General features: G+C 75.4%; 21 protein-coding genes. 15 read left to right on the top strand and 6 right to left on the bottom strand.

Annotated elements, in window-relative coordinates:
• The first annotated feature begins 17 nt into the window (after positions 1-17).
• From ACI78S_RS18355 to ACI78S_RS18330, 6 genes are all read left to right on the top strand, one after another.
• On the top strand, positions 18-551 hold the full coding sequence (locus ACI78S_RS18355) for a 2,4'-dihydroxyacetophenone dioxygenase family protein (protein ID WP_456975956.1): 534 nt from the start codon (positions 18-20) through the stop codon (positions 549-551).
• A gap of 25 nt (positions 552-576) precedes the next feature.
• Positions 577-1,878, top strand: a complete 1,302-nt coding sequence (locus tag ACI78S_RS18350) for an MFS transporter (protein WP_456975954.1) — start codon at positions 577-579, stop codon at positions 1,876-1,878.
• Entirely contained in the window at positions 1,875-2,999 is a 1,125-nt protein-coding gene (locus tag ACI78S_RS18345; protein WP_456975952.1) for an alcohol dehydrogenase catalytic domain-containing protein, read from the top strand. Before ACI78S_RS18350 ends, ACI78S_RS18345 begins: the two co-directional genes overlap by 4 nt.
• Positions 2,996-3,721, top strand: a complete 726-nt coding sequence (locus ACI78S_RS18340) for an SDR family NAD(P)-dependent oxidoreductase (RefSeq protein ID WP_456975950.1) — start codon at positions 2,996-2,998, stop codon at positions 3,719-3,721. The genes ACI78S_RS18345 and ACI78S_RS18340 overlap by 4 nt, the downstream gene beginning before the upstream one ends.
• Before the next feature lie 69 nt (positions 3,722-3,790).
• On the top strand, positions 3,791-4,735 hold the full coding sequence (locus ACI78S_RS18335; RefSeq protein WP_456975948.1) for a helix-turn-helix domain-containing protein: 945 nt from the start codon (positions 3,791-3,793) through the stop codon (positions 4,733-4,735).
• Positions 4,736-4,916: 181 nt separating this feature from the next.
• A complete protein-coding gene (locus ACI78S_RS18330) occupies positions 4,917-6,272 on the top strand; it encodes an MDR family MFS transporter (RefSeq protein WP_456975946.1) in 1,356 nt (451 codons plus the stop codon).
• Positions 6,273-6,278: 6 nt separating this feature from the next.
• On the opposite strand, the gene ACI78S_RS18325 is transcribed toward ACI78S_RS18330, so the two are convergent.
• Positions 6,279-6,770: a GNAT family N-acetyltransferase gene (locus ACI78S_RS18325; protein WP_456975944.1), complete on the bottom strand. Its 492-nt coding sequence runs from the start codon at positions 6,768-6,770 to the stop codon at positions 6,279-6,281.
• Complete coding sequence (locus ACI78S_RS18320; RefSeq protein ID WP_456975942.1) at positions 6,767-9,697, bottom strand: BTAD domain-containing putative transcriptional regulator; 2,931 nt, start codon at positions 9,695-9,697, stop codon at positions 6,767-6,769. Before ACI78S_RS18320 ends, ACI78S_RS18325 begins: the two co-directional genes overlap by 4 nt.
• Before the next feature lie 130 nt (positions 9,698-9,827).
• Here ACI78S_RS18320 and wrbA point away from each other — a divergent pair, with 130 nt between their 5' ends.
• From wrbA to ACI78S_RS18295, 5 genes are all read left to right on the top strand, one after another.
• Positions 9,828-10,472 carry an NAD(P)H:quinone oxidoreductase gene (gene wrbA / locus ACI78S_RS18315; RefSeq protein ID WP_456975940.1) on the top strand — a complete coding sequence of 215 codons (645 nt, stop codon included), beginning with the start codon at positions 9,828-9,830 and terminating at the stop codon, positions 10,470-10,472.
• A gap of 263 nt (positions 10,473-10,735) precedes the next feature.
• Positions 10,736-11,227, top strand: coding sequence for a Fur family transcriptional regulator (locus ACI78S_RS18310; RefSeq protein ID WP_456975938.1), 492 nt, complete (start codon positions 10,736-10,738; stop codon positions 11,225-11,227).
• On the top strand, positions 11,220-13,418 hold the full coding sequence (gene katG, locus ACI78S_RS18305; protein ID WP_456975936.1) for a catalase/peroxidase HPI: 2,199 nt from the start codon (positions 11,220-11,222) through the stop codon (positions 13,416-13,418). The genes ACI78S_RS18310 and katG overlap by 8 nt, the downstream gene beginning before the upstream one ends.
• Before the next feature lie 183 nt (positions 13,419-13,601).
• Positions 13,602-15,308: a peroxidase family protein gene (locus ACI78S_RS18300; protein ID WP_456975934.1), complete on the top strand. Its 1,707-nt coding sequence runs from the start codon at positions 13,602-13,604 to the stop codon at positions 15,306-15,308.
• Between the two features lie 13 nt (positions 15,309-15,321).
• A complete protein-coding gene (locus ACI78S_RS18295) occupies positions 15,322-16,275 on the top strand; it encodes a UDP-glucuronic acid decarboxylase family protein (RefSeq protein WP_456975932.1) in 954 nt (317 codons plus the stop codon).
• Positions 16,276-16,287: 12 nt separating this feature from the next.
• On the opposite strand, the gene ACI78S_RS18290 is transcribed toward ACI78S_RS18295, so the two are convergent.
• Positions 16,288-17,211, bottom strand: coding sequence for a hypothetical protein (locus tag ACI78S_RS18290; protein ID WP_456975930.1), 924 nt, complete (start codon positions 17,209-17,211; stop codon positions 16,288-16,290).
• Positions 17,212-17,257: 46 nt separating this feature from the next.
• Positions 17,258-18,109 carry a hypothetical protein gene (locus ACI78S_RS18285; protein WP_456975928.1) on the bottom strand — a complete coding sequence of 284 codons (852 nt, stop codon included), beginning with the start codon at positions 18,107-18,109 and terminating at the stop codon, positions 17,258-17,260.
• Between the two features lie 170 nt (positions 18,110-18,279).
• Here ACI78S_RS18285 and ACI78S_RS18280 point away from each other — a divergent pair, with 170 nt between their 5' ends.
• The 4 genes from ACI78S_RS18280 to ACI78S_RS18265 are packed head-to-tail and all read left to right on the top strand — an operon-like array spanning position 18,280 to position 23,184.
• On the top strand, positions 18,280-19,692 hold the full coding sequence (locus tag ACI78S_RS18280) for a hypothetical protein (RefSeq protein WP_456975926.1): 1,413 nt from the start codon (positions 18,280-18,282) through the stop codon (positions 19,690-19,692).
• Positions 19,689-21,092, top strand: a complete 1,404-nt coding sequence (locus ACI78S_RS18275) for a lipopolysaccharide biosynthesis protein (protein WP_456975924.1) — start codon at positions 19,689-19,691, stop codon at positions 21,090-21,092. The genes ACI78S_RS18280 and ACI78S_RS18275 overlap by 4 nt, the downstream gene beginning before the upstream one ends.
• Entirely contained in the window at positions 21,092-22,018 is a 927-nt protein-coding gene (locus ACI78S_RS18270; RefSeq protein ID WP_456975922.1) for a sulfotransferase family protein, read from the top strand. The genes ACI78S_RS18275 and ACI78S_RS18270 overlap by 1 nt, the downstream gene beginning before the upstream one ends.
• Positions 22,015-23,184, top strand: a complete 1,170-nt coding sequence (locus ACI78S_RS18265) for a glycosyltransferase family 4 protein (RefSeq protein WP_456975920.1) — start codon at positions 22,015-22,017, stop codon at positions 23,182-23,184. Before ACI78S_RS18270 ends, ACI78S_RS18265 begins: the two co-directional genes overlap by 4 nt.
• On the opposite strand, the gene ACI78S_RS18260 is transcribed toward ACI78S_RS18265, so the two are convergent.
• A complete protein-coding gene (locus ACI78S_RS18260) occupies positions 23,147-24,343 on the bottom strand; it encodes a glycosyltransferase (RefSeq protein ID WP_456975918.1) in 1,197 nt (398 codons plus the stop codon). The genes ACI78S_RS18265 and ACI78S_RS18260 overlap by 38 nt on opposite strands.
• The gene (locus tag ACI78S_RS18255; protein ID WP_456975916.1) at positions 24,340-25,263 is read right to left on the bottom strand and encodes a sulfotransferase family protein; all 924 of its coding nucleotides are present in this window, start codon (positions 25,261-25,263) and stop codon (positions 24,340-24,342) included. The genes ACI78S_RS18260 and ACI78S_RS18255 overlap by 4 nt, the downstream gene beginning before the upstream one ends.
• Between the last annotated feature and the right edge of the window lie 45 nt (positions 25,264-25,308).

Here is a 25,308-nt window from a genome sequence, read left to right as displayed (position 1 = left end):
CCGGAGGAGGACCACCCATGCCCGAGGCCCCCACGAACGAGTTCTGGCGCGACCTCAAGCCGATCGTCAACGCGCTCAAGCCCGACGCGCAGCCCGAGGTCTTCCACCAGTACGCCCCGGTCGAGGACGAGCGCTACTACGTGCCGCTGAGCGAGACCGTCGGCTCCCGCCCGCTGTGGATCTCCCCGCGGGACAACCGCTGGGCCGACATCCTGTGGGCGAGGTCGGCCGGCCTGGTCAACCGGCACTACCACCCGCACGAGGTGTTCGCCTACACGATCAGCGGCAAGTGGGGCTACCTCGAGCAGCCGTGGACGGCGACGCAGGGCTCGTTCGTCTTCGAGACCCCCGGTGAGGGCCACACGCTGGTCGCCTACGAGTCCGACGAGCCGATGCGCGCCTTCTTCGTCGTCAAGGGCCCGCTCGTCTGGCTGGACGAGGACGGCAACGGCGCCGGCTACTTCGACGTCCACGACTACCTGGCGCTGTGCCGCGAGCACTACGACCGCGTCGGCATCGGTGCCGACTTCGTCGAGACCCTCATCCGCTGACGCCCGTCCCGACCAGGAGCCCGCGATGGCCACCACCGTCCCCGCTCCGACCGGCCGGGCCGAGTCGGACTACACCCCGCCGCCGCGGGGTGGGCACTACCAGAACGTCCTGCTGGCCGTGCTGTTCAGCACCTTCGGCTTCGTCTTCTTCGACCGGCTGGCGCTGAACTTCCTCACCCCCTACTTCAAGGACGAGCTCGGGCTGAGCAACGCCGACATCGGCCTGCTCGGCGGCGTCCCCGCGCTCACCTGGGCGGTGGCCGGCATCTGCGTCGGCTTCCTCTCCGACCGCCTCGACCGGCGCAAGCCGCTGCTGATCGCCGCGATCCTCACCTTCACCCTGTTCTCGGCCTTCTCCGGCCTGGTCGGCGGGCTGGCCAGCCTGCTGCTGTTCCGGGCGCTCATGGGGGCCGCGGAGGGGGCGGTGCTGCCGCTGTCCCAGCCGCTGATGCTGCACTCGTCCACCCCGCGCCGCCGCGGCCTCAACATGGGGTTGCTGCAGGGGTCGTCGGCCGGGCTGCTCGGCGGGGTCCTCGGCCCGATCGTCACGGTCTGGCTGGCCGAGACCTGGGGTTGGCGGACGGCGTTCTACGCGACCGTGCTGCCCGGCCTGCTCATGGCCGCCCTGGTGCTCAAGCTCGTCCGCGACCTGCGGCTGCGGCACCCGGCGACGCTCGCCATGGACACCGATGCACCGGAGACGCACGGGGTCACCGGGCTCGGCGCGGTCCTGCGAACCCGCAACGTCGTCGTCTGCCTGGCGATCGCGATCTTCTACCTGACCTGGTTCGCCACGACGCAGACCTTCACGCCGCTGTACCTGGCCGAGGTCAAGGGCTTCGGCCCCGGCGACCTCGGGTTCGTCCTGAGCGGCATCGGCGTCGCCTGGGTCCTGTGGGGGGCGGTGGTCCCCGGGCTGTCCGACCGGATCGGGCGCAAGCCGTCGCTGATCGGGTTCAGCGTCCTGGCCGTGCTCTCGCCGCTGGCCATCATCGGGATCGACAGCCCCGGCCTGCTCTTCGGGGCGCTGGTGCTCACCTACACCGGCCTGGGCTGCTTCACCCTGTTCATGGCCACGATCCCGGCCGAGACCGTGCCCCGCGCGGTCATGGCCACCGCGCTGGGCCTGATCATGGGGGTCGGCGAGATCATCGGCGGGTTCGTCGCGCCGTCGCTGGCCGGCCGGCTCTCCGACAGCTTCGGGCTCGACGCGACGATGCTGATCTCCTCGGGCGCCGCCGCCGTCGTCGTCCTCCTCGGGTTCTGCCTGGTGGAGACGGCGCCGGCGAAGGTCGCCCGGCGGGCCGCCCGGGCGCCGGCCGCGTGACCGGCACGCTGCTCGACGGGGCGGGGGCGCCGGCCGGCGCCCCCGTCCCCCGGCGTGCGCGGGCCGTCCGCTGGCACGGGCCCCGGGACCTCCGCCTGGAGGACGTCGCCGTCCGAGCCCCCGGCCCGGGTGAGGTGCTGGTCGCCGTGGCCTACTGCGGCGTCTGCGGCAGCGACCTGCACGAGATCGCCGACGGCCCGCACGCGATCCCGGTCGGGCGCCCGCACCCGCTGTCGGGAGCGGTGGCCCCGCTGACCCTGGGCCACGAGTTCTCCGGCACCGTCGTGGCGGTCGGCGCGGGCGTGACCGGCCTCGAGCCCGGCCGGCCGGTGGCCGTGGAGCCCAACTACCGCTGCGGCGCCTGCACCGCCTGCCGCGAGGGCCGCTACGAGGTCTGCGCCGGCTTCGGCTTCGCCGGGCTGATGGGCGACGGCGGGATGGCCGAGCACGCCGTCGTCCCGGCGTACATGGTGCGGCCGCTGCCCGAGGGCACCGACCTCGCCGCGGCCGCGGTCCTCGAACCCGCCGCCGTCGCGCTGCACGGCATCCGCCGCTCCACCTTCGCCGCCGGGCAGACCGCCCTCGTCGTCGGGCTCGGCCCGGTCGGGCTGCTGGTCTGCGCGCTGCTGCGGGAGGCCGGCGCCGCGGGCGTGATCGGTGTCGACCCCGTCGCCGCCCGGCGCGAGCTGGCACGGGCGTCGGGGGTCGACCGGGCCCTGTCCCCCGACGACGACGTCCGGGCGGCCGTGGACGCGCTCACCGGCGGCGACGGCGTGCACGTGGCCTTCGAGGTCGTCGGCGCCCAGACCACCGCCGACACCGCGCTGGCGGCCCTGCGCACCGGCGGCGAGCTGCTGCTGCTCGGCCTCACCGACCGGCTGGTGCTGCCCGCCTTCGACATGGTCAACCGGGAGCTGCGGCTGACCACCAGCGTCGGCTACCGCGACTGCCACGACGAGCTGGTCGCGCTGCTGCGGGCCGGGCGGCTCGACCTGGCCGCGCTCGTCACCGACGTCGTCCCGCTGGCCGACGCCCCGGCGGCCCTGCTCGCCATGGCCGCCGGGCGCACCGACGGCGTCAAGACCCTGATCCGCTGCGCACCCCCGGAGGTCACCCCGTGAGCTGGCTGCCCGACCTCTTCGCCGGCCGGACCGTGCTGGTCACCGGTGGCACGTCCGGCATCGGCGCCGGGACGGCGCTGCGCTTCGCCGAGCTCGGCGCCACCGTGCACGCGATCGGCCTCGGGGCCGGCGGGCCGCACGCCCCGTCCCACCCGCGGGTGCGGGTGGCCGAGGTCGACGTGACCGACGGCCCCGCGCTCGACGGGTACGTCGCCGGCCTCGACCGCCTGGACGTCCTCGTCTGCTGCGCGGGGATCAGCCGGGACCGCGCCGAGTACGACCTCGGCACGTTCACCCGGGTGCTGGCGGTCAACCTCACCGCGACGATGCGCGCGGCGCAGGCGGCCCGCCCGCTGCTCGCCGCCACCGGGGGCAGCGTGGTGACGACCGCGTCGATGTACAGCTTCTTCGGCGCCGCCGACCGCCCCGCCTACAGCGCCAGCAAGGGCGGCATCGCCCAGTTGACCCGCTCGCTGGCCGCCGAGTACGCGGCCGAGGGCGTGCGGGTCAACGCCGTGGCACCGGGGTGGATCGACACGCCGCTGTCGCAGGGGCTGCAGGCCGACCCGGAGGCCAGCGGCCACGTCCTGGGCCGCATGCCGTTCGGCCGCTGGGGCGCGCCGGCCGACGTCGCCGAGGCCGTGGTCTTCCTGGCCTCGCCGGCCGCGTCGTACGTGACCGGCGCCGTCCTCCCCGTGGACGGCGGCTACCTGACCGTGTGACACGGCGCGGTCGCAGCCCGCAGGTATCGTGACCGCGCTCACCCCCTGGCTGACCAACGGAGGTCGACCGTGCCCGCAGCCACCGTCCTGTCGTCGGTGTCGACGTCGACCGTCGACGCCGGGGAACGCCTGGCGTTCTGGGAGCACTACAACGCCGAGGCGCTCGTCGGGCTCACCTGCAGCACCTACCAGCCCGAAGGGCTCGTGGCCCGGCAGCTCAACCTCGACGTGGGCGGGGTGCGGGTCGCCGACATCGCGGGCAACGCGCACGTCATCGAGCGCGCCCCGGGGCTGGTGCGGGCCCGGCCGAAGGACGCCACGTTCATCACCCTCCTGCTCGAGGGCGAGGCGTTCTTCTACCACCCCGGCGGCTGCCACACCCTCGCCGCCGGGGACGTGATCGTCTACGAGACCGACACGCCCTACCTGTTCGGCTTCCCGACGGCGATGCGGCAGGTGCTGGTCGACGTCCCCCGCCCGCTGTTCCGCGAGCACTGCGGCGCGGTCGACCTGCGCACCCCGCTGCGGGTGGCCGGCGACGGTCCGGGCGTCCGCGGCGCGACCGCCCGCGCGCTGCGCCAGGCGCTGCTGGGGCTGGTGGCCGACCCGGTGGTCGCCCGCGACGGCGTCGGCGACCAGCTGCTCGACCTGGTGCAGGTCATGGCCAGCGGGCAGCAGTCCCCGGGCAGCGCCTCGCGGCTGCTCGCCGCCAAGGCGTGGATCACGGAGCACCTGCAGGAGCCGGGGCTGTGCACCGACGCGGTCGCCCGGGCGCTCGGGGTCACCCCGCGCCACCTCAACCGGGCCTTCGCCACCGAGGGCACCACCGTGGCGCAGTACATCAAGGGGCGCCGGCTGGACTGCGCGCGCGTCGACCTCGAGGCCGCGTCGATGGCCGACTACCGGATCGCCGACATCGCCTCCCGCTGGGGGTTCGCCTCGCAGGCCCACTTCACCCAGCTGTTCCGCGCCCGGTTCGGCCGCACGCCGTCGGAGGTGCGCGCGTCGCGCTGACCCGGTCCCGCCCGGTGTCGTCGGGGCACCGGCCACCCCGCGGCCCCCGGCGGCAGGTACGAATGACGTCGTGAGACGCCTCGCCGCACGCAGCGCACCGTCGGGCTCCCCGGGGACGGGGAGCCCGACGCCGTCCGGGGTCGGGTTCCGGTCGGAGCGCGGGCCGGTCCTCATCGGCGTCATGCTCTCGACCGGCCTGGTGGCGATCGACTCGACGATCATCGCCACCGCCGTCCCGTCGATCGTCGACAGCCTCGGCGGGTTCGCCGAGTTCCCCTGGCTGTTCTCGATCTACCTGCTGGCGCAGGCGGTCACCGTTCCGGTCTACGGCAAGCTCGCCGACCTGTTCGGCCGCAAGCCCGTGATGCTGGCCGGGATCGGGCTGTTCCTGCTCGGCTCGGTGCTGTGCGGGCTGGCCTGGAACATGTGGGCGCTCATCGCCTTCCGCGCCGTCCAGGGCCTGGGCGCCGGCGCCGTCCAGCCGATGTCGATGACCATCGTCGGTGACCTCTACACCCTCGCCGAACGCGCCCGGGTGCAGGGCTACGTGGCCAGCGTCTGGGCGATCTCCGCGGTCGTCGGCCCGACGCTGGGCGGCGTCTTCTCCGAGTACGTCAGCTGGCGGTGGATCTTCCTCGTCAACATCCCGCTCTGCCTGGTCGCCGGAGCGACGATCGCCCTCCGGTTCACCGAGCGGGTGGAGCGGCGCCGGCCGCGGATCGACTACGCCGGCGCGACGGTGCTGACCGTCGCGCTCACGCTGCTCGTCCTGGGCCTGCTCGAGGGCGGCCAGGCGTGGGCGTGGGCGTCGGTGCCGAGCGTCGCGGTGCTCGGGGCCGGGGTGCTCCTGCTCGGCGTCTTCGTCCTGGTCGAGCGGCGGGCCACCGACCCGGTGGTGCCGCTGCGGTTGCTGGGCGACCGGCTCATCGTGACGACCAGCCTGGTCGCGGTGTGCGTGGGCGCGGTCCTGCTGGGGCTGACCTCCTACGTGCCGACCTTCGCCCAGGTGGCGCTGGGCACGGGTCCGCTGGTGGCCGGGTTCGCCCTCGCCGCGCTGACGCTCGGCTGGCCCCTGTCGGCCTCGCAGGCCGGGCGGGTGTACCTGCGGATCGGGATCCGGTGGACGTCGCTGATCGGCGCCGCGGTGGCGCTGCTCGGCGCGTCGCTGCTGCTGCTCCTCGACCAGGGCACGAGCGTCCTCCAGGTCGGGGCCACCTGCTTCGTGATCGGCCTGGGCATGGGCTTCTGCGCCGCCCCGACGCTGATCGCCGCGCAGTCCGCGGTGTCGTGGGAGCAGCGCGGGGTGGTGACCGCCTCCAACATGTTCTTCCGCTCGCTGGGCAGCGCGGTGGGGGTCGCCGCGTTCGGGGCGATCGTGAACGCCACCCTGGGCACGGCCTCGGTGGAGGCCGGCGACGTGCAGCCCGGACCGCTGTCGACCGCCGTCCACCACGTCTTCCTGGCGACCACCGGGGTCGCGGTCGTCATGCTGGCGGCCGTCGCGCTGATGCCCCGCGACCGGGCCGCGGCCGGCTGAACGGGCTCAGGCGAGCTCCTTCTCCCACCGCCAGAGCGGGCCGTCCTCCTCGTCGACCAGCTCGGCCACGCGGGCGAACCCCAGCCGCGCCAGCACCGCCGTCGACGCGTTGTCCTCCGCGAGGGTGTGCGCCCGCACCACGGCGACGCCGGCCCGTTCCGCCCGCGCCACCCACTCCGCCGCGGCCCGGGTGGCGTGCCCGCGGCCGCGGTGCGCCGGGGCGACGCTGTAGCCGATCTCCACGACGCCGTCCTCCGGCGGGCCGGTGTAGCCGCCCAGCCCCACGACCAGCTCCTCGTCGGGGTCGACGAGCAGGTGGCTGAACCACTCCGGCGGCATCCCCGCGCGCAGCGCCGCCACCGTCGCCGGCAGCGCCTCGGGGAACGCCAGGTAGCCGTCGGCGAGGCGGAGGCCGGTCCGGCGGCCGAACTCCTCGGCACCGGTGGTCAGCGCGACGGCGTCGTCGAGGGTCAGCGGGCGGACGTCCGTGCGGGTCACCGGCCGATCATGGCAGCGACGTCGTCGAGGTCCAGCCCGCCGGCCCGCTCGTCCGCCGCCGACGCCTCCCCGGCCGGACCCAGCCGGGTGCGCAGCCCCTCGCGGAGGCGCGCGGTCAGAGCCCGCTCCACCGGGGCGTCGGGGATCCCCCGACGCCGCCGCTCGGCCGCGGCGACCTCCAGCAGCACCAGCGCCCCGCGGTCGTCCCCCGCCGCCGCGCGGACGGCGGCCAGGGCCTCCGCGGCCGAGCACAGCGCGCCGCGGTGGCCGATCGCCGCGGCCACCCCGATCGCCTGCTCGGCCAGCGCCGCGGCGGTGCCGACCGAGCCCTCCGCCAGCCGGGCGCGCGCCAGCAGGGTGAGGGCCCCCGCCTCGCCCTCGCGGTAGCCGATCCGGCGGCAGGCGTCCCGGGCGCCCTCGGCCGCCTCGGCCGCCACCCGCCGCCGGCCGGTGCGCAGCGCGTCGCGCGCCCGCTGGCTCAGCGCCAGGCCCAGCAGGTGGGCGTCACCGCTGCGGCGCGCGGCGGCCACCGCCGCCGCCACCCGGTCGGTCGCGTCCGGGTCGCCGCGGTCCACGGCGGTGCGCGCCCGGAGGACCACCGCGACGTCCCGCCGCCACGGCTCCGCCTCGCCGGCCAACCGCTCGACCGCCTCGTCGTGGGCGGCCGCCGCCGCGTCCAGGTCGCCCAGCGCCCACAGCGCGACGCCGAGCGTGATCAGCGCGTCGCCGGTGCCGCGGTCGTCGCCCGCGGAGCGGCTCAGCTCGGCCGCCTCCGCGCACGCGTCGCGGGCCTCGACGAGGTCGCCGAGCGGGGCCGCCACCAAGCCCACCCCGAGCAGCACGCGCGAGCGCACCCGGGGGTCCTCCACGCGGGCCCGCTCCGCCCGCTCCAGCCAGGCGCGGGCCTCCGCCAGCTGCCCCTCCAGCGTCCAGAACCACGCCAGCGCGCCGGCCAGCCGGGCGCCGAGCTCCGGCGCGCCGCCGTCCAGGCTCCAGCGCAGCGCCGCCCGCAGGTCGGGGCCGCTCTCCCGGAGCAGCGGCAGCCACGACTGCTGCGCCAGCGTCCGCACCTGCCGGTCGCCGGCCTCGGCGAGGGCGACGTGGTGCTCCGCGTGGCGCCGGCGCACCTCGGCCGCGCCCGCCGACCCCGCGAGCAGCTCGCCCGCGTAGGCGCGCACCGAGTCGAGCAGGCGGTAGCGGTCGGGACCGGCGCGCGCCACCAGCGACTGGCGGACCAGCGAGGCGAGCAGGCGCAGGCGGTCCTCCTCGGGCAGCGGCGGGGCCACCGCCACCGCCGCGTCGAGGTCGAAGCTCCCGGCGAACACCGCCAGGTCGCGGAACAGCGCGCGCTCGTCGGCGGTGAGCAGGTCGACGCTGGACGAGATCGCCGCCCGCAGCGTCCGCTGCCGCGCGACGACGTCCCGCGTCCCGGAGACCAGGAGGGCGAACCGGTCGTCCAGCCGCGCCCGGATCTTGCCCGGGCTGAGCACGTCGGTGTGCGCCGCGGCCAGCTCGATGGCCAGCGGCAGCCCGTCGAGCAGGCGGCAGACGGCGGCGACGTCGGCCGCGTTCGTGCCGTCGACCCGGAAGTCCGGCGCGACCGCGGCGGCCCGCTGGGCGAACAGCTCGACCGCCGCGGCGGCGCGGACCTCCTCGAGGGGGGCGTCCGGCGCCGGCAGCCCCAGCGGTGGCACCGGGCGGACGACCTCCCCGGTGACGCCCAGCGGGCGGCGGCTGGTGGCCAGCTGGCGCACGCCGGGGCAGCCGTGCAGCACCGCCGTCGCCAGGGCGGCCGCCCCCTGCACGACGTGCTCGCAGGTGTCGAGCACGAGCACGCCCGCGCTGTCGCGCAGGTGAGCGACCACGGCCTCCACCACGTCGGTGCCCGGCGACGTCGGGGTCCCGGTCGCCGCCGCCACCACGCCGGCGACGGCCGCGTCGTCGTGGGCGCCGCTGAGGTCGGCGAACCACACCGGGCCGCGCTCCGGCGCCCCGGCGAGCACGGCCAGCGCCAGCCGCGTCTTCCCGGCACCACCGGGCCCGGTGAGCGTCAGCAGACCGGCGGCCTCGAACGCCGTCCCGACGGCGGCGACCTCGGCGTCCCGGCCGACCAGCGACGTGACGGCGCGCGGCAGGGCGGTGCGCGGCGCGACCGCGGCCGCCCGGACGGCGTGCACCGGCCCGGCGGGCGGCCGGTCGAGGGCGGGGTCCTGGGCCAGGATGCGGCGCTCCAGGTCGAGGACCGCCGGGCCGGGGTCGAGGCCCAGCTCCTCGGCGAGCGTGCGGCGCAGCGCCGCGGCCTCGGCGAGCGCGTCGCCCTGGCGCCCGCTGCGGTACAGCGCCGTCATCAGCGACGCCCGCAGGCCCTCCCGCAGCGGGTGGGTCGCCACCAGGGCCTGCGCCTGCGGGACGACGTCGAGGTGGCGGCCGAGGTCGAGCAGGCAGGCCAGGCGTCGCTCGTGGGCCTGCACGTGCAGCTCCTCCAGCTCCGCGACCGGGGGCGCGGCCCACGGCAGGTGCGCGGCGTCGGCGAGCGGCTCCCCCCGCCAGAGCTCCAGCGCCCCGTCCAGCGCGGCCAGGACCTGCGCCGGGTCGCCGGCGGCGCCCCGGACCAGCCGGGTGAAGCGCACGCTGTCGACGCCGTCCGCGGGCACGTCGAGCACGTAGCCGCCGGGCGCGGTGCGCAGCGGCAGCGGCTCCCCCGCGCCGAGCGTGCGGCGCAGGTAGGAGACCACGCGGTGCACCGCGTTGCCGGCGTCGGCCGGCGGCAGCCCGTCCCACACCCGGTCGGCCAGCAGCGGCGCCGCGACCGGCTCCCCCGGGTGCAGGAGCAGGTAGGTGAGCAGGACGCGCGGCAGGCCCCGGCGGACGGGCGCGAGCTCGCCGCGCACCCGGACCTGCAGGGGGCCGAGGACCGAGAAGTCCACGGCCGGAGCCTAGGGCCTGTCCGGCCGGAGCAGGTCCGGAAAAGGTCCGGAGCAGGCCGGAGCGGTGTTCTGGTCCCGGCCGCGACGTGCGGCCCTGCCGGACCAGGCAGCTCCACCGGGAGGGACAGCGATGACCGACACCACCGACCGCGCCTTCGGCCCGAGCCCGAAGGTCGCCGTCATCTACTACTCGGCCACGGGGAACGTCCACGCGCTCGCCGAGGCGGTGCGCGAAGGCGCCGAGAAGGCCGGCGCGGAGGTCCGCCTGCGCAAGGTCGCCGAGCTGGCGGGACAGGAGTCGATCCGGAAGAACGAGGCGTGGGCGGCGCACGTGGCCGCGACCGGCGACGTGCCGGAGGCGACCAAGGAGGACCTGCTCTGGGCCGACGCCGTCGTCCTCGGCACCCCCACCCGGTACGGTCTGCCGGCCGCGCAGCTCAAGCAGTTCATCGACCGGACCGGCGCGCTGTGGGACCAGGGCCTGCTGGCCGACAAGGTCTACGCGGCGTTCACCAGCAGCGCGACGCGGCACGGCGGGCAGGAGTCGACCCTGCTGGCGCTGGCGAACACCTTCTACCACTGGGGCGGCTACATCGTGCCGCCCGGCTACACCGACCCGGTCCAGTTCGAGGCCGGCAACCCCTACGGCGTCAGCCACGTCACCGACGACGGCGCCACCCCGGTCGGGGAGGTCGAGACCGCGGCGGCCGCGTACCTGGGCCGGCGGGTGGCCACCGTGACCGAGCGGCTGCTCCTGGGCAGCGCGGCGGCATGAGGGGCGACCGACGATGCGCACCTACGACCCGGCGGACCGCATCCGCTACGTGCACCTCACCGGGACGGTCGCCTCCCCCGTCCCGCCCTCCGAGCACCGCCTCCCCCGGGGGTACGCGAACGACTCGCCGCGGACCCGGCTGCGGGCCCGGAACGTCCCGCGCGGGGCGACGCCGGCACCCCGACGGGCGTGCTGACCGGGTGCGCCGGCACGGTCGAAGTCAAGGCTTGATCGGTTCCAGAATCGGGGCCAAGCTTCGCACCGTGCCGGCCACCGCTGACCTCGAGCGCATGCTGCGCGCGGCCGCGCTGCGCGTGACGCGTCCCCGGATCGCGGTGCTGGCGGCGGTGCACGAGCACCCGCACGCCGACACCGACTCGATCCTCGCCGCCGTCCGCCGCGACTCCGGCGACGTCTCCCACCAGGCCGTCTACGACGTGCTGCGCGCGCTGACCGACGCGGGCCTCGTCCGGCGCTTCCAGCCCACCGGGTCGGTGGCGCGCTACGAGGTGCACACCGGCGACAACCACCACCACGTCGTCTGCCGCTCGTGCGGGGCGATCGTCGACGTCGCCTGCGCCGTCGGGGAGACCCCCTGCCTGACGGCGTCGGACGACGCGGGCTACGAGATCGACGAGGCCGAGGTGATCTGGTGGGGCCGCTGCCCCGCCTGCGCCGCCGCCTCCCGGCTGGTGGCCCGCGGCCCACAGGTGTCCGAGGGAAGCCGAGAACAGGAGAGGGACGCAGGTGCCTGACAAGGACGCGACGCGCAGCGTCAGCGAGAGCGAGAACCCGGGGATCCCGTCGCCGCAGCCGAAGCCGCACCGGCCGCAGACGAACAAGGACTGGTGGCCGGACCAGCTGGACCTCTCGGTCCTGCGCCAGCACAACCCGGCGGCGAACCCGATGGGGCCGGACTTCGACTACAAGAAGGCGTTCGCGCAGCTCGACGTCGAGGAGCTCAAGCGCGACGTCATGGCGGTGATGACCGACTCGCAGGACTGGTGGCCGGCCGACTTCGGCCACTACGGCGGCCTGTTCATCCGCATGAGCTGGCACTCCGCCGGCACGTACCGGATCGAGGACGGCCGCGGCGGCGGCGGGTCGGGCGCGCAGCGCTTCGCCCCGCTCAACAGCTGGCCCGACAACGTGAGCCTCGACAAGGCCCGCCGGCTGCTCTGGCCGGTCAAGCAGAAGCACGGCAGCAAGATCTCCTGGGCCGACCTGCTGGTGTTCACCGGCAACGTCGCGCTGGAGTCGATGGGCTTCCGGACGTTCGGCTTCGCCTTCGGCCGCGAGGACATCTACGAGCCCGAGGAGATCTACTGGGGCCCCGAGGACACCTGGCTCGGCGACGAGCGCTACAGCGGTGACCGCGAGCTGTCCGGTCCGCTGGGCGCGGTGCAGATGGGCCTGATCTACGTCAACCCTGAGGGGCCGAACGGCAACCCCGACCCGCTGGCCGCGGCCCGGGACATCCGCGAGACCTTCCGCCGGATGGCGATGAACGACGAGGAGACGTTCGCGCTCATCGCCGGCGGCCACTCCTTCGGCAAGACCCACGGCGCCGCGCCCGCCGAGTACCTCGGCCCCGAGCCGGAGGGCGCGCCGATCGAGCAGCAGGGCCTCGGCTGGAAGAACACCTTCGGCACGGGCAAGGGCCGCGACACGATCACCAGCGGCCTCGAGGTCACCTGGACCCAGACGCCGACGCGGTGGAGCAACTACTTCCTCGAGAACCTGTACGGCTACGAGTGGGAGCTCACCGAGAGCCCGGCCGGCGCCAAGCAGTGGGTGGCCAAGGACGCCGAGGACGTCATCCCCGACCCGGAGACCAACCAGCCGGCGCGCAAGCCCACGATGCTCACCACCGACCTGGCGCTGCGCTTCGACCCGGTCTACGACGAGATCGGCCGGCGCTTCCTCGAGCACCCGGAGCAGTTCGCCGAGGCCTTCGCCAAGGCCTGGTACAAGCTGCTGCACCGCGACATGGGCCCGATCTCGCGCTACCTGGGCCCGTGGGTGCCGGAGCCGCAGCTGTGGCAGGACCCGGTCCCCGCGGTCGACCACCCGCTGATCGGCGGCACCGACGTCGCCGCCCTCAAGGGCCGGATCCTCGGCTCCGGCCTGTCGATCGCCCAGCTGGTGACGGTCGCCTGGGCCGCGGCGGCCAGCTACCGGCACACCGACAAGCGCGGCGGCGCGAACGGGGCGCGGATCCGGCTGGCGCCGCAGCGCGACTGGGCGGTCAACGAGTCGGCCGACCTGGACACCGTCCTGCCGGTCCTCGAGCAGATCCAGCAGGACTTCAACGCCGCCCAGTCCGACGGGACGAAGGTGTCGCTGGCCGACCTGATCGTGCTGGCCGGCTGCGCGGGGGTCGAGCAGGCGGCGCGGAACGCCGGGCTCGACGTCACGGTGCCGTTCTCGCCGGGGCGGACCGACGCCACGCAGGAGCAGACCGACGTCGAGTCCTTCCGGGTGCTCGAGCCGCGGGCCGACGGCTTCCGCAACTACCTGCGGGCCGGTGAGAAGCTCTCGCCGGAGACCCTCCTGGTGGACCGGGCGTACATGCTGTCGCTGACGCCGCCGGAGATGACCGTGCTGGTCGGCGGCCTGCGGGCGCTCGGGGTCGGCCTGGGCGGGCACGGCGTGTTCACCGACCGGCCGGGGACGCTGACCAACGACTTCTTCGCGAACCTGCTCGACATGCGCACGGAGTGGAAGGTCTCGGAGACGGCCGAGAACGTGTACGAGGGCCGCGACCGGGCCAGCGGCGAGGTGCGCTGGACCGCCACCGCGGTCGACCTCGTGTTCGGGCACAACTCCGAGCTGCGGGCGCTGGCCGAGGTCTACGGGGCCGACGACGCGAAGGAGAAGTTCGCCCGCGACTTCGTGGCCGCGTGGACCAAGGTCATGGAGCTCGACCGGTTCGACCTGCGCTGAGCCGAGCCCGAGGAGGCCCCCGACCCGGCGGATGCGCCGGGTCGGGGGCCTTCCCCGTGCCGGGCGGCCCCACGATTTGGGGGGCTGCCGACCCCACGGACACGTCTGCCCAGGTCACGCCGCTCCCCGCGATGCTGCTGCGCATCTGGCCCGGGGGGGCCTCACGGACGTGGGAGCGGCAACGTGCGACAGGACGACGGATCGGCGGGCGTCTGCCCGTTCAGCGGGGCGACGACGACGCGCGGCGTGAGCCGCCGCGGCTTCCTGGCCGGGGCCGTGGCCACCGGGATGGTGCCCGCCGTGGGCGGGTTCGCCGGCACGGCGCGGGCGGAGGAGACCGCCCCCGCGCCCGACCCCACGACGACGACCACCGCGCCCGCGGAGACCGCGGCGCACGCGGTGGGCGACCCGCGCGGCGCGGACGTCGCCGTCAAGGTCGACCGGCGGGCGGAGGCCCGCTTCGGGCTCATGTTCAAGGACCTGCCGGCCTACGCGCCCACCGACGGGCTGCTCAGGTGGCTGGCGGAGAGCATGAACGACGGCAAGGCGCCGCTCTCCGACGTCCGCGACAGCGACGTCGCCTTCGACAACCCCGGCATCCCGGCCGGCTACATCTACTTCGGCCAGTTCGTCGACCACGACATGACGCTGGACAAGACGCCGCTGACCCATCGGCTGCAGGACCCGCTGGCCATGCGCAACTACGACACCCCGTGGTTCGACCTGGGCAGCGTCTACGGCAAGGGCATCAAGGGCAGCCCCGACCTGTACGACCAGGACCCGGCCCGGTACGGCTACCTCAAGGTCTGGGAGCACGACGGCCTGGTCGACCTGCCGCGCGACGACGTGGGCGCGGCCTACCTCGGCGACCCCCGCAACGACGAGAACCTCATCGTCGCCCAGCTGCACACCGTCTTCATCCGGCTGCACAACAAGTTCATGAGCCAGGGCATGACGTTCGCCCAGGCCCAGCGCCAGACCCGCTGGCACTACCAGTGGCTCATCGTCAACGACTACCTGCCGCGCATCGTCGGCAGGGACGTCGTCAGCAGCCTGATCAAGCGCGACGGGACGATCAAGTTCTTCGGCACGTTCTACAAGCCGCAGCACCCCGAGAACCCGTACATGCCGGTCGAGTACTCGGGTGCCGCCTACCGGTTCGGGCACAGCATGATCCGGGCCGAGTACGAGATGCAGGACGGCCACACCGTCCCGATCTTCGGCGCCGACGGGTTCGAGGACCTGCGCGGCAACCGGCCGATCCCGGCCAACCTGTGGTGCGACTGGAACTACTTCTTCGACATCCCCGGTCTCGAGCCGCCGGACGACCGGAACATGGCGCGGCTGATCGACGCGCAGCTGTCGCTGCCGCTGTTCACGCTGCCGTCGACCGTCGTGGCACCGACGAGCACCGCGATCGTCGCCCTGGCCGAGCGCAACCTGCTGCGCGGCAAGCGGCTCGGCCTGCCCTGCGGCCAGGACGTCGCCCGAGCCATGGGCGTCACGCCGCTGACCAACGAGCAGCTCGGCCTCAAGCAGCCGGGCTGGGCGGGCAAGGCCCCGCTCTGGTACTACGTGCTCAAGGAGGCCGAGATCGTCAACCGGGGCCGCAAGCTCGGCCCGGTCGGCGGCCGCATCGTCGCGGAGGTGATCCTCGGGATCATGGCGCTGGACCCGGAGTCCTACTTCAACCTCAAGCCGGCCTTCCAGTGGCAGGAGAAGAAGACGGTCGGCGACCTGATCCTGCTCGCCGACGCGCTCGACCCGCGCTCGCGCATCGTGCAGCCCGAGGACGAGGTCGAGGAGACCGGTCCGCTGCCCCTGGAGCCCGACGAGCAGATCAACCCGGAGGCCACGTCCCCGGTCGACTCGCTGTCCCTGGTGGAGTGAAAGGAACGTCCCGATGACCCGTGCCGTCGTGACAGGTGGGGCTGGCTTCCTCGGTTCGCACCTGTGCGAAGCCCTGCTCGACCGCGACGTCGAGGTGCTGTGCCTCGACAACTTCCTGACCGGGACCCCGGCCAACGTGGCGCACCTGCTCGAGCACCCGGGCTTCCGGCTGGTGCGCGCCGACGTCACCGACTACGTCCACGTGCCCGGCCCGGTGGACCACGTCCTGCACTTCGCCTCGCCGGCGTCGCCGATCGACTACGCCGAGCTGCCCATCCACACGATGAAGGTCGGCTCGATCGGCACCCTGCACACCCTGGGCCTGGCCAAGGAGAAGGGCGCCCGGTACCTGCTGGCCTCGACGTCGGAGGCGTACGGGGACCCGCTGATCCACCCGCAGCCGGAGACCTACTGGGGCAACGTCAACCCGGTGGGCCCGCGCGGGGTCTACGACGAGGCCAAGCGCTTCGCCGAGGCGCTGACCTCGGCCTACCGCCGCACGCACGGGGTGGACACCGCGATCGTGCGGATCTTCAACACCTACGGCCCGCGCATGCGGCCGCGCGACGGCCGGGCCATCCCGACGTTCATCCGGCAGGCGCTGGCCGGCGAGCCCCTGACCGTCGCCGGGGACGGCAGCCAGACCCGCTCGGTCTGCTACGTCAGCGACCTCGTCGACGGGCTGATCCGCTTCCTGCTGTCCGACGAGCCGGGGCCGATGAACATCGGCAACCCGCACGAGATCCCGGTGCTCGACCTGGCCCGGCGGATCCGGGAGCTGACCGGGTCGGACTCGCCGATCGAGTTCGTCCCGCGCCCCGAGGACGACCCCACGGTGCGCCAGCCCGACATCGGCCTCGCCCGCCGCGCGCTGGGCTGGGAGCCGCAGGTCCCGCTGGACGAGGGCCTCAAGCGCACCATCGAGTGGTTCTCCCACCACCCGGACGTCGTCGGCGCCGGTCGCTGAGCAGGGGTTCGCCTAGCGGCGGCGCAGGGCCTGCGCCGCCGCGACCGCGCCGCCGGCGAGGACCAGCCCGGCGACGACCCCGACGAGCACGCTCTGCGTCATCGAGCCGTTCGCCCGCTCCTCCGGCAGCTCGGCCGCGCTGCTGACGTAGGCGAGGGCCGCGGGGTCCTCCATCACCCGCAGGTCGACGCCCAGGCTCGAGATCTGCGTGTTCAGCCGGCGCAGCTCGGTCTCCACCGGCTCGAGCTCCGGCGCCAGCGTGCGCTGGATCTGCAGCCGCTGGTTGAGCAGCCGGGACAGCTCGACCGGGTCGGTCTCCGTGGCCACCGCCTCGTCCAGCGCGGCGACCGGCGCGAGGATCTCCTGCTGCCGCGCCGCCAGCGCGTCGCGATCGGCGACGAGCAGGTCCCGCAGCCTCGTGGCCTGGTCGACGTCGCTCTGGTGCCGGGCGGCCACGTAGGTCTCCGCCCACGTCTGCGCGGCCTCCTGGGCCGTGCGCCGGTCGCCGGCCTCGGCCGAGAAGACCAGCGCGCTGGACTCCAGCGCGCTGCGCACCTCGACCTCGGCGTCGTCCCCGGCGGCCTCGACCGCGAGCTCCTCGAAGGCGTCGCCCTGCACGTAGATCAGCTCCGAGCCGGTCGAGCGGACCAGCGCCGCGCCGGAGCCGCCGCTGGTGCGCGGGAAGAGCTGCTGGCTGTCCTCGGTGCGGACCAGCACCTCGGCCTCGGCCCGGTACACCGGGTCGATGACGTACAGCGACCCGATGGAGATCCCGAGGACGACGAGGAAGGTCAGCAGCGCCAGCCACCAGAAGCGCCGGAGCGCGCGGAGGTACTCGCGCAGCCCCGGTCCCGAGTCGTAGGACGCGTCGTCCCTGCGGACAGCGCCGTCCCGGTCCGGGGACGTGCGCGACGTCTCGTCGGCAGTCTCGAGCACGGCGGAAAGGTACCGGGCTCCGGCGCGGTCCGGGGTCTCGAACGCGTCACGAGTCCCATGCGGTGAGCGACCGCCCGAGCAGGCCGGCGAGCTCGGCGTTGGGCTCCGCGAAGCGTTCGCGCAGGCGGGCGGCGGTGTCGGGGGCCATGGGCGGGAAGGACGCCGGGCCCTCGTTCAGCCGGTTGACCAGGTGCCGGACGCGGTACTTGGTGCGGCTCGGGACGCGGGCGGCCAGCCGGCGCAGCGGGCTGCCGGGTCGCTGCACCGCGAGGAAGGCCCGGGCGAAGCGGGCCGACCGCGGCGCCCGCCCCTCGTTGTGCGCCTGCGTCACGTCGGGCGTGTGGGGCGCGAGGCCGGCCAGGTCGAACAGCTCGGCGCAGATCTCCGGCGCGCCGCGGCGCAGGTCGTCGGAGAGGTAGACGCGCAACCGCTCCGGCGGCACGGTGTCCAGCAGGGCACGGACGTGCGGCGCGTAGATCCCGTTGCCGACGTACTGCATGTCGCGGGCCTGCGGCGGCGAGCTGACCGCCCGGCCCGCCTCCCGCGCCAGCCCCTCCTCGAAGGTCGCCGCGTCCTCCCAGCCGCGCAGCCGGGCGTAGTGGAAGTGCGAGTACGCCCGCGGCACCGGGTTGCGCAGGACGGCGACGACGACGGCGTCGGTGGACTCGACGACGCGCCGCACCGCCGCCGGGTCGTACATGGCCATCGTGTGCTTGGCGACCAGCGGGGCGTCCCCCACCGACGGCGGGTAGTACTTGCCGACGGCGTGCTCCCAGCCGCGGGCGAACTCGTCGTCGCGGCCGAAGAACGGCATCTCCCGGTGCACGTGGCTGCGGACGTCGGGATGCCCGGCCAGGTACTGGAACAGGGCGGTGGACCCGCTCTTGGGAGCCCCCACGATCATCAGCCTCGGCCCGGCACGCATTCGGGGGATGGTAGGGCGCGACGGCCCGGGAACGGGGGTCCGCTGCGCTACCCTCGCCCCGCCGTGCCGCTGCCGGAGGACGGCGGACGGTCGGAGGATGCGGTGGGTCCCTCGTACGGAGCGGAGACGCGGCGGTGATGGTCGTGCCGCTGCTCGCGGTGGTCGCCTCCGTCGCCGTCTGGGCGCTGGTCTTCCGCAACCTGGTCCGCCATCCGCTCGACGCGATGGCCATCACCCTCTACTACCTGGCGCTGCAGCTGCTGTGGCGGCCGCTGGTGCTGGCGACCGGGCTCGACACCCCCTTCCCCACCGTGCTGTTCGACGAGCGCGACCCCGAGGTCCTGCTCCTGCAGGGCCAGGCGGTGGTCGTGCTGTTCCTGCTCGCCCTGTGGGCCGGCGCCCGGCTGCTGACGCCGCTGGTGCGGCCGGTGGCCGTGCTGTTCCCGCAGTCCCGAGGCCCGCTGTCCCCGCGGACGCTGGTCGTGCTCACCGCCGTCCTGACCGCCGCCGCCTTCGCCGCGACCGTCGCGCTGTGGATCCGCTACGGCGGTCCGGCCGGGCTGCTGCAGGCGTCGAAGGTCGACCGCGACATCGCCGACAGCCGGGCGCTGCGGGCCATCCCCATGCTGGCCGCCCTGGTCGGCGTCGCGGCCTTCTTCTCCTACCGCCGGGCCCCGCTGCTGCGGTTGTGCGTCCTCGGGCTGGTCGCCGTCGACGGCTACCTCAGCTGGACGTGGGGCGCCCGCGACGTGCCGGTGCTCTCGGCGGTGGCCCTGCTGGCCGGCACGCTGATCTTCGGCCGGACCGGGCGCAACGCCGCCCGCCGGCCCGACGGGCGGTGGCTGCGCGACCCCCGGTGGCGCCGCCGCTTCCTGCTGGTGCCGGTGCTGGCGCTGCTGCTGGCGTTCACCCTGCGCACCGCCCGCGACACCGTGCTCTGGGGCGACCTGGCGCCCACCATCGAGGGGCAGAGCGCCCTGCGCCAGGTCGCGGTGGCCACCAACAACACCTTCTACGACGCGCTGCTGCTCTACGTCGACGACTGGCCCGACCGGTTCGACTTCACCGGCGGCGCCGACTTCGTCGAGGGCTCGGTGGCCGCGGTGCCCTCGGTGCTGGTGGGGCCGCAGGACCCGTTCGTCTCCCCCGCCGTGCAGCTGGCGCAGACCTACATCGACCGCAACAACGGCTTCCCGGCGACCGCCGTCGGCGACTGGTACGTCAACCTGGGCATCGCCGGCGTGGTCCTCGGCGGGCTGCTCAGCGGCCTGGTGGCGCGCGCCGCCCAGCACGCCTTCCGCCGCTTCCTGCGCGACCCGCTCGTCTGGGGCTTCAGCCTGGTGTTCGTCGTCCGCATCTTCCCCGGCGGGGTGTGGGCGACCTCGGCGCCGAAGTGGGTGGCCCTCGGGCTGCCGCTCATCGCGTTCACCGTGCTGGTGAACCTCTTCGTCCGCCGGGCGCGGGAGACCGGCGCGCCCCGGACCGGGCCCGCCGCCGATCCGCTGCCGGTCGGCGGGGACGGCGCCGACCCGCGACGGACGGCGTCCGCTCGTTGACCACACCGCTCGACCGGGACGCGGGCGACGCGGGGCAGCGGTCCGCGCTGCGCCGTGACACCGGCCTGGTCGCGGTCGGCCAGCTGGCCGCCGTGGGGAGCGCCTTCCTCGTCACGCTGGTCGGGGCGCGGGTGCTGCCAGCGGCCGAGTTCGGCGCCCTGTCGTGGGCGCTGAGCTGGCTCACCTTCCTGGCGGTCCTGGCCCAGTTCGGGCTCACCCAGGTGGCCACCGTCGTCGTCGCCCAGGAGGAGCGGCGGACCCACGGCGCCCTGCTGCGGCGGCTGCTCGCGGCGCAGGCCGTGGGGATCCTGGTCACCGCGGCGCTCTGGCAGTGGGTGGTGGGACCGGCGGCGGCCGCCGCGGGCACGCCGCCGTCGGTGTACCGGCCGCTGGTCCTGCTCGTGACGCTCCTCCTCCCGGCGGCGGCGGTCGGCCCGGTGCTGGTCAACGTCCTGCGGGCGCGGGACCGGTTCGGGCACGCCCTCGTGTTCGGCGAGCACGTCCGCCGGGTGCTGCTCGTGGCGGTCCTGCTGGCCGCGGCGGCCGGCGCGGCCACCCCCTCCGCGCGGACGGCGCTGGGGTGGACCGTCGTCGCGGAGACCGCCGTCTACCTCGTCTGCCTGCTGCTCGTCGCCTGGGTGGTGGCCCCGGGCGGGAACGGCCGGCACGCGGCCGGGCGGACCGGTGCGGGGTGGACCGGCGCCGTGCAGGCCGGCAGCGTGCGGGTCGGCGGTGCGGTGCCGGGCGGCTCGCCGTGGGGGCTGCTGCGCTTCGGCGGCACGTTCGCCCTCGCCGCGCTGGCCTCGGTCACCGTGCCGCAGGCCGGCGTGTGGCTGCTCGCGGCGGTGGCGCCGGTCGAGGAGGTGGCGGTGTTCTCCGTCGCGGTGCGCATCGCGGTGCTGGTCGCCGTCCCGACCGCGATCGGCATGCGCACCCTGGCCCCGCGGATCGCCGCCGCCTCGGCCGCCGGCCGGCTGGCGTCGCTGGCCGAGCCGATCCGCCGGTTCGCGGTCTGGTCGACCGCGGCGACGGCGCTGGCGGTGCTCGCGCTCGCCGCGGCCGGGCCGGTGCTGCTGCCCGCCGTCTTCGGCGCCGGGTACCGCGCCGCACTGGCCCCGGCGCTGGTGATGTGCGCCGGCGTCCTGGTCAACGCCTGGACCGGGCCCTGCTCGGTGCTCCTGTCGCACGCGGGGCGGCAGCGCACCGTCGCGGCCGGCGCGCTGGTCGCCGCGCTGGCGTTCGCCGGGCTGGCCACCTGGTGGGGCGCCACCTGGGGCGGCACGGGGGTGGCCGCCGCGGCGGCGGTGGCCATGAGCGGGCGCAACCTGCACCTGGCGCGGGCGGCCCACCGCACGCTGGGGATCCGTACGATCGCGTTCCCGACACGGAAGGGGGCCTGATGCCCGGCCCGCAGTTCCTCGTCATCGGTGCGGCACGGTCGGGGACGACGGCGCTGTTCCAGTACCTCGCCGAGCACCCCCGGCTGTTCCTCACCGAGCCCAAGGAGCCGCACTACTTCGCGCTGGCCGGGACGACGCCGGCGTTCACCGGCCCCGGCGACCGGCAGACGATCAACCGGCTGGCGGTGACCGACCGGGACGCCTACCTGCGGCTGTACCGCGACGCCCGGCCCGACCAGGTACGCGGCGAGGGCTCGGTGTCGACGATGTACTTCCCGCAGGCGGTGACCCGGCTGCGGGAGGAGTTCCCCGACGCGCGGCTGGTGTGCATGCTGCGCGACCCCGTGGACCGCGCCTTCTCCGCGTACGGCTTCATGCGCACCCGCGGGTGGGAGCCGTGCGCGACCTTCGAGGAGGCGCTGGCCGACGAGCCCCGCCGGGTCGCCGAGGGGTGGCACCACATCTGGCACTACACCGGCATGAGCCGGTACGGCGAGCAGCTGCGGCACGTGCTCGAGGTCTTCCCCCGCGAGCAGCTGCTGCTGCTGCGGCACGAGGACCTCACCGCCGACCCCGACGCCGTCCTCGCCCGGGTCTACGCCCACCTCGGGGTGCCGCCCGTCCGGCGCACCGTCGACCCCGACCCGCACCGCTCCGGCGAGCCCCGCAGCCGGTTCCTCGGCCGCGTGGTGAGCACCCACCACCCGCTGAAGAAGCTGCTCTCCCCCGTCGTCCCGACGGCGCTGCGCCGGCGGCTGCGGCGGCAGATCGTCGCCCGCAACGTGGTGCGGACCAGCTACCGGCCCGAGACGCGGCGGGCGCTGCTCGAGACCTTCGGCCCCGACCTGGACGTGCTCGAGCAGGTCACCGGTCTCGACGTCGCCGCGTGGCGGGCCCCCGAGCGCCGGGCCGGAAGCCGCGGATGACCCGACTGGTCATGACCCTGCGCCTGCCGGACCGCACCGGTGCGGCGAAGATGGCGCTGGAGTTCGGGCGGGCGCTGCGCGCCGACGGCTTCGACCTGACCCTCGTGCACGGGCCCGTCCCGCGGACCGGGCCGAGCATCCTGCCCGACCTCGCCGACGTGGGCGTCACGACCGTGCTGGAACCCCGGCTGGAGCGGCCCTGGGACCCGCGGCTGGTCCCGGCCCTCGCCGCGCGGGTGCGCCACGACGCCGCCCGCTGCGTCATCGGCGTCAACCAGCGCGACCGCGTCCCGGCCCTGCTCGCCGCCGCCCGCGCCGGCGTGCCGGGCGTGCTGATGGTGCAGAACCAGCACCACTTCTGGGGCCCGCGCCCGCTGGCCGCGCTGAAGCGGCGCAGCTACCGCACCGTCGTCGCCCGCGCCACCACGCTGGCGGTCTGCACCTCGACGGTCGTGCGCGACGAGATGACCGCCTTCGGCGTGCCCGCCGAGCGCACCGTCGTGCTGCCCAACGGCATCTCCGTGGCGCCGCCGGTGGAGCTCACCGGCGCGGAGCGGGCAAGGCTGCGGGCGGCGACGGGGGTCGGCCCGGACGACCTCCTGCTGCTCAACGTCGGCCGGCTCGACCCGCAGAAGGGCCAGGACGTGCTGCTCGAGGCGCTGGCCGGCCTCGACGCGCCGGTGCACGTGGCGCTGGTCGGCTCGGCCGGTGACTCGGTCGCCGCCCGGCGGACGGCGGACTACGCGGCCGGCCTGCACCGGCAGGTCCGCGCCCTCGGCCTGGCGGACCGGGTGACCTTCCTCGGCTGGCGCGACGACGTGCCGCGGCTGCTGGCCGCGGCCGACGGCTACGTGCACACCGCCCGCTGGGAGGGCCCCGCGCTGCCGCTCGCGGTCATGGAGGCCATGGCGGCCGGCTGCCCGACCGTCTTCACCGACTGCTCGGGCCGGCCGCCGGTGTTCGAGGAGGGCCGCGACGGGCTGCTCGCCCGCACCGGCGACCCGGCGTCGGTGCGGCAGCGGATCGCCGAGCTGGCCGCGCTGACCCCGGCCGACCGCGCGGCCATGGGCGCCGCCGGGGCGGCGCTGGTCCGGGCGCACTACCGGGTCGAGGACCTCGGCCGCACCTTCAGCCGGCTCGTCCGCGGCGTCCTCGACGCCGGCTGAGCAGCCGCTCGTAGAGCTCCACGTGCGCCTGCGCCATGCGCTCGGGCGTGAAGTGCTCGACGAACCGGCGCCGCCCCGCCGCGCCGAGCCGGGCGGCCAGCGCCGGGTCGCTCAGCACGCGGACGAGGTCGCGGGCCAGGTCGTCGACGGCGCCCGCCGGTGAGAGCAGCCCCGTCTCGCCGTGGACGACGACCTCCGGGATGCCCTCGACGGCGAACCCGACCACGGGCTTGGCCGCCGCCATCGCCTCCAGGTTGACGATGCCGAACGCCTCCCACCGCGAGGGCAGGGCCAGCACGTCGATGGCCCGCATGACGTCGGCGAGGTCGTGCCGCCAGCCGGTGAAGTGCACCGAGCCGGACACGCCCAGCTCGGCGGCCAGGGCCTCGGCCTGCGTCCGGCGGGTGCCGTCGCCGACCACCAGGACGTGGGCCCGCGGCACCTGCGCGAGCACGGCCGGGACCGCGCGCACCAGCAGGTCGACGCCCTTCTGGTCCTCGATCCGGCCCACCAGCGCGACCAGCGGCGCGTCGGCGGGCAGCCCCAGGCCGGCGCGCAGGCGGGCGCGGGCGGCGTCGTCGGCGTCGCCGACGGTCATGCGGCTGGAGTACGGGATGACCGTGACCTGCTCGGGCCGGAACATCCGGTGCCGCACGCCGACGTCGCGGATGAACCGCGAGCCGGCCACGTAGTGCGTGGTGAACAGCCCCAGCGCCCGCTCGACCAGCCGGAACAGCGAGCGCCTGGGCTGCGGCACCCCGGCGTGACCGGCGTAGGCGTGCAGCATGTGCACCCGCACCGGCGTCCCGGCCGACCAGGCCGCCACCCGGCCCATCGCCCCGGCCACCGAGGTGTGGGTGTGCACGACGTCGTAGCGGTGCCGGCGGATGTGGGAGCGGATCCGCAGGAACTGGCGGAGCAGCTCGACCGGACCGTCCGGCGTCGCCTGCTTGAAGTGGCCCGCCCCGTGCGACGGGGCGTAGTCGACCACGGGCAGCCCGCTGGCGCGGATGGCGTCGTCAAGCGGGCCGCCGCCGGAGAGCGCGATCGTCGTCTCGAACCGGTCCGGCGGGAGCAGGGTGGCCAGCTGCAGCAGGTGCTCGGCGGAGCCGCCGACGGTGATGCCGGTCAGCTGCAGCACCCGGACCCGGTCGCTCACGCCCCGCCCTCCGCCGCCCGCGCCGTCGGCCAGGCCGGGATCCGGCGCCCGAGCAGCTCCTGCAGGTCCCGCACGTCGTCGGCGAGGGCCGCGGCCAGCCGGGCGCGGGTCGCCGGGTCGACCGCGGTCCGGTCGAGGTTCGCCGAGCGGATCCGCTCCCGGTGCCGCTGCGGCACCGCCGTGGTGACCAGCCGGCGCAGCGCCGGCGAGCGCCGCAGGGTGTTCAGCGCGGAGGTCACCGCCCGGCTGCGGGGCAGCCCCGACGCGTTGACCTGCCGCGACGGGTCGATGTCGACGTCGGGGTCGACGTCGAGGAACTCCAGCACGCGCCGCAGCTGCCCGGTCGGGTCGGCGGTGAACTCCTCCTGCACCACCACCAGCAGGCGGTCGCCGAAGGCGGCGGCGAACGGCGCCAGCTGCTCGGCGTACCGGCTCAGCCGGGCCAGCTGCCACATGTGGCTCCACCCGTCGCGGGTGCGCTCCTCCTCGGCCGCCAGGCACTCCTCGAACGAGCCGGCGTCGTAGCCGCGCGAGCGCAGGTAGAGCCAGCTGGAGAACGCGCGGTCGACCGGGTCGCGCAGCATGACCACCAGCCGGCAGCCCGGCGCGCAGTACCGCCCGATGGCGGGGACCGACGCCTCGGGGTAGGCCAGCGTGGTCACCGACCCCTCGCCGCGCCGCCGCTCGGTGCGGCCCCGGAACAGCCCGCGCCAGGTCTGCTCGTCGCGCACCGCGCCGCGGTTGACCAGGTCGTCGTCGCCGAGGCCGGTGAACCGCGGCGCGGTGCCGGCGAAGGCGAGGAAGTGCGGCTCCTTGGGCGTGGACACGAAGACGTCCGGGTGCTCCCCGAGGAACGAGGTCAGCGCCGTCGTCCCCGACCGTGCCGCCCCGATGACCAGGAAGTCCGGGGCGTCGGCCACGGGCGGATGCTACCGATCCCCGCCGGGCCGACGCGTTCCCCGCCG

This window comes from Geodermatophilus sp. SYSU D00815 (assembly GCF_054050035.1).
This window is presented reverse-complemented; position numbering and strand designations above follow the sequence as displayed.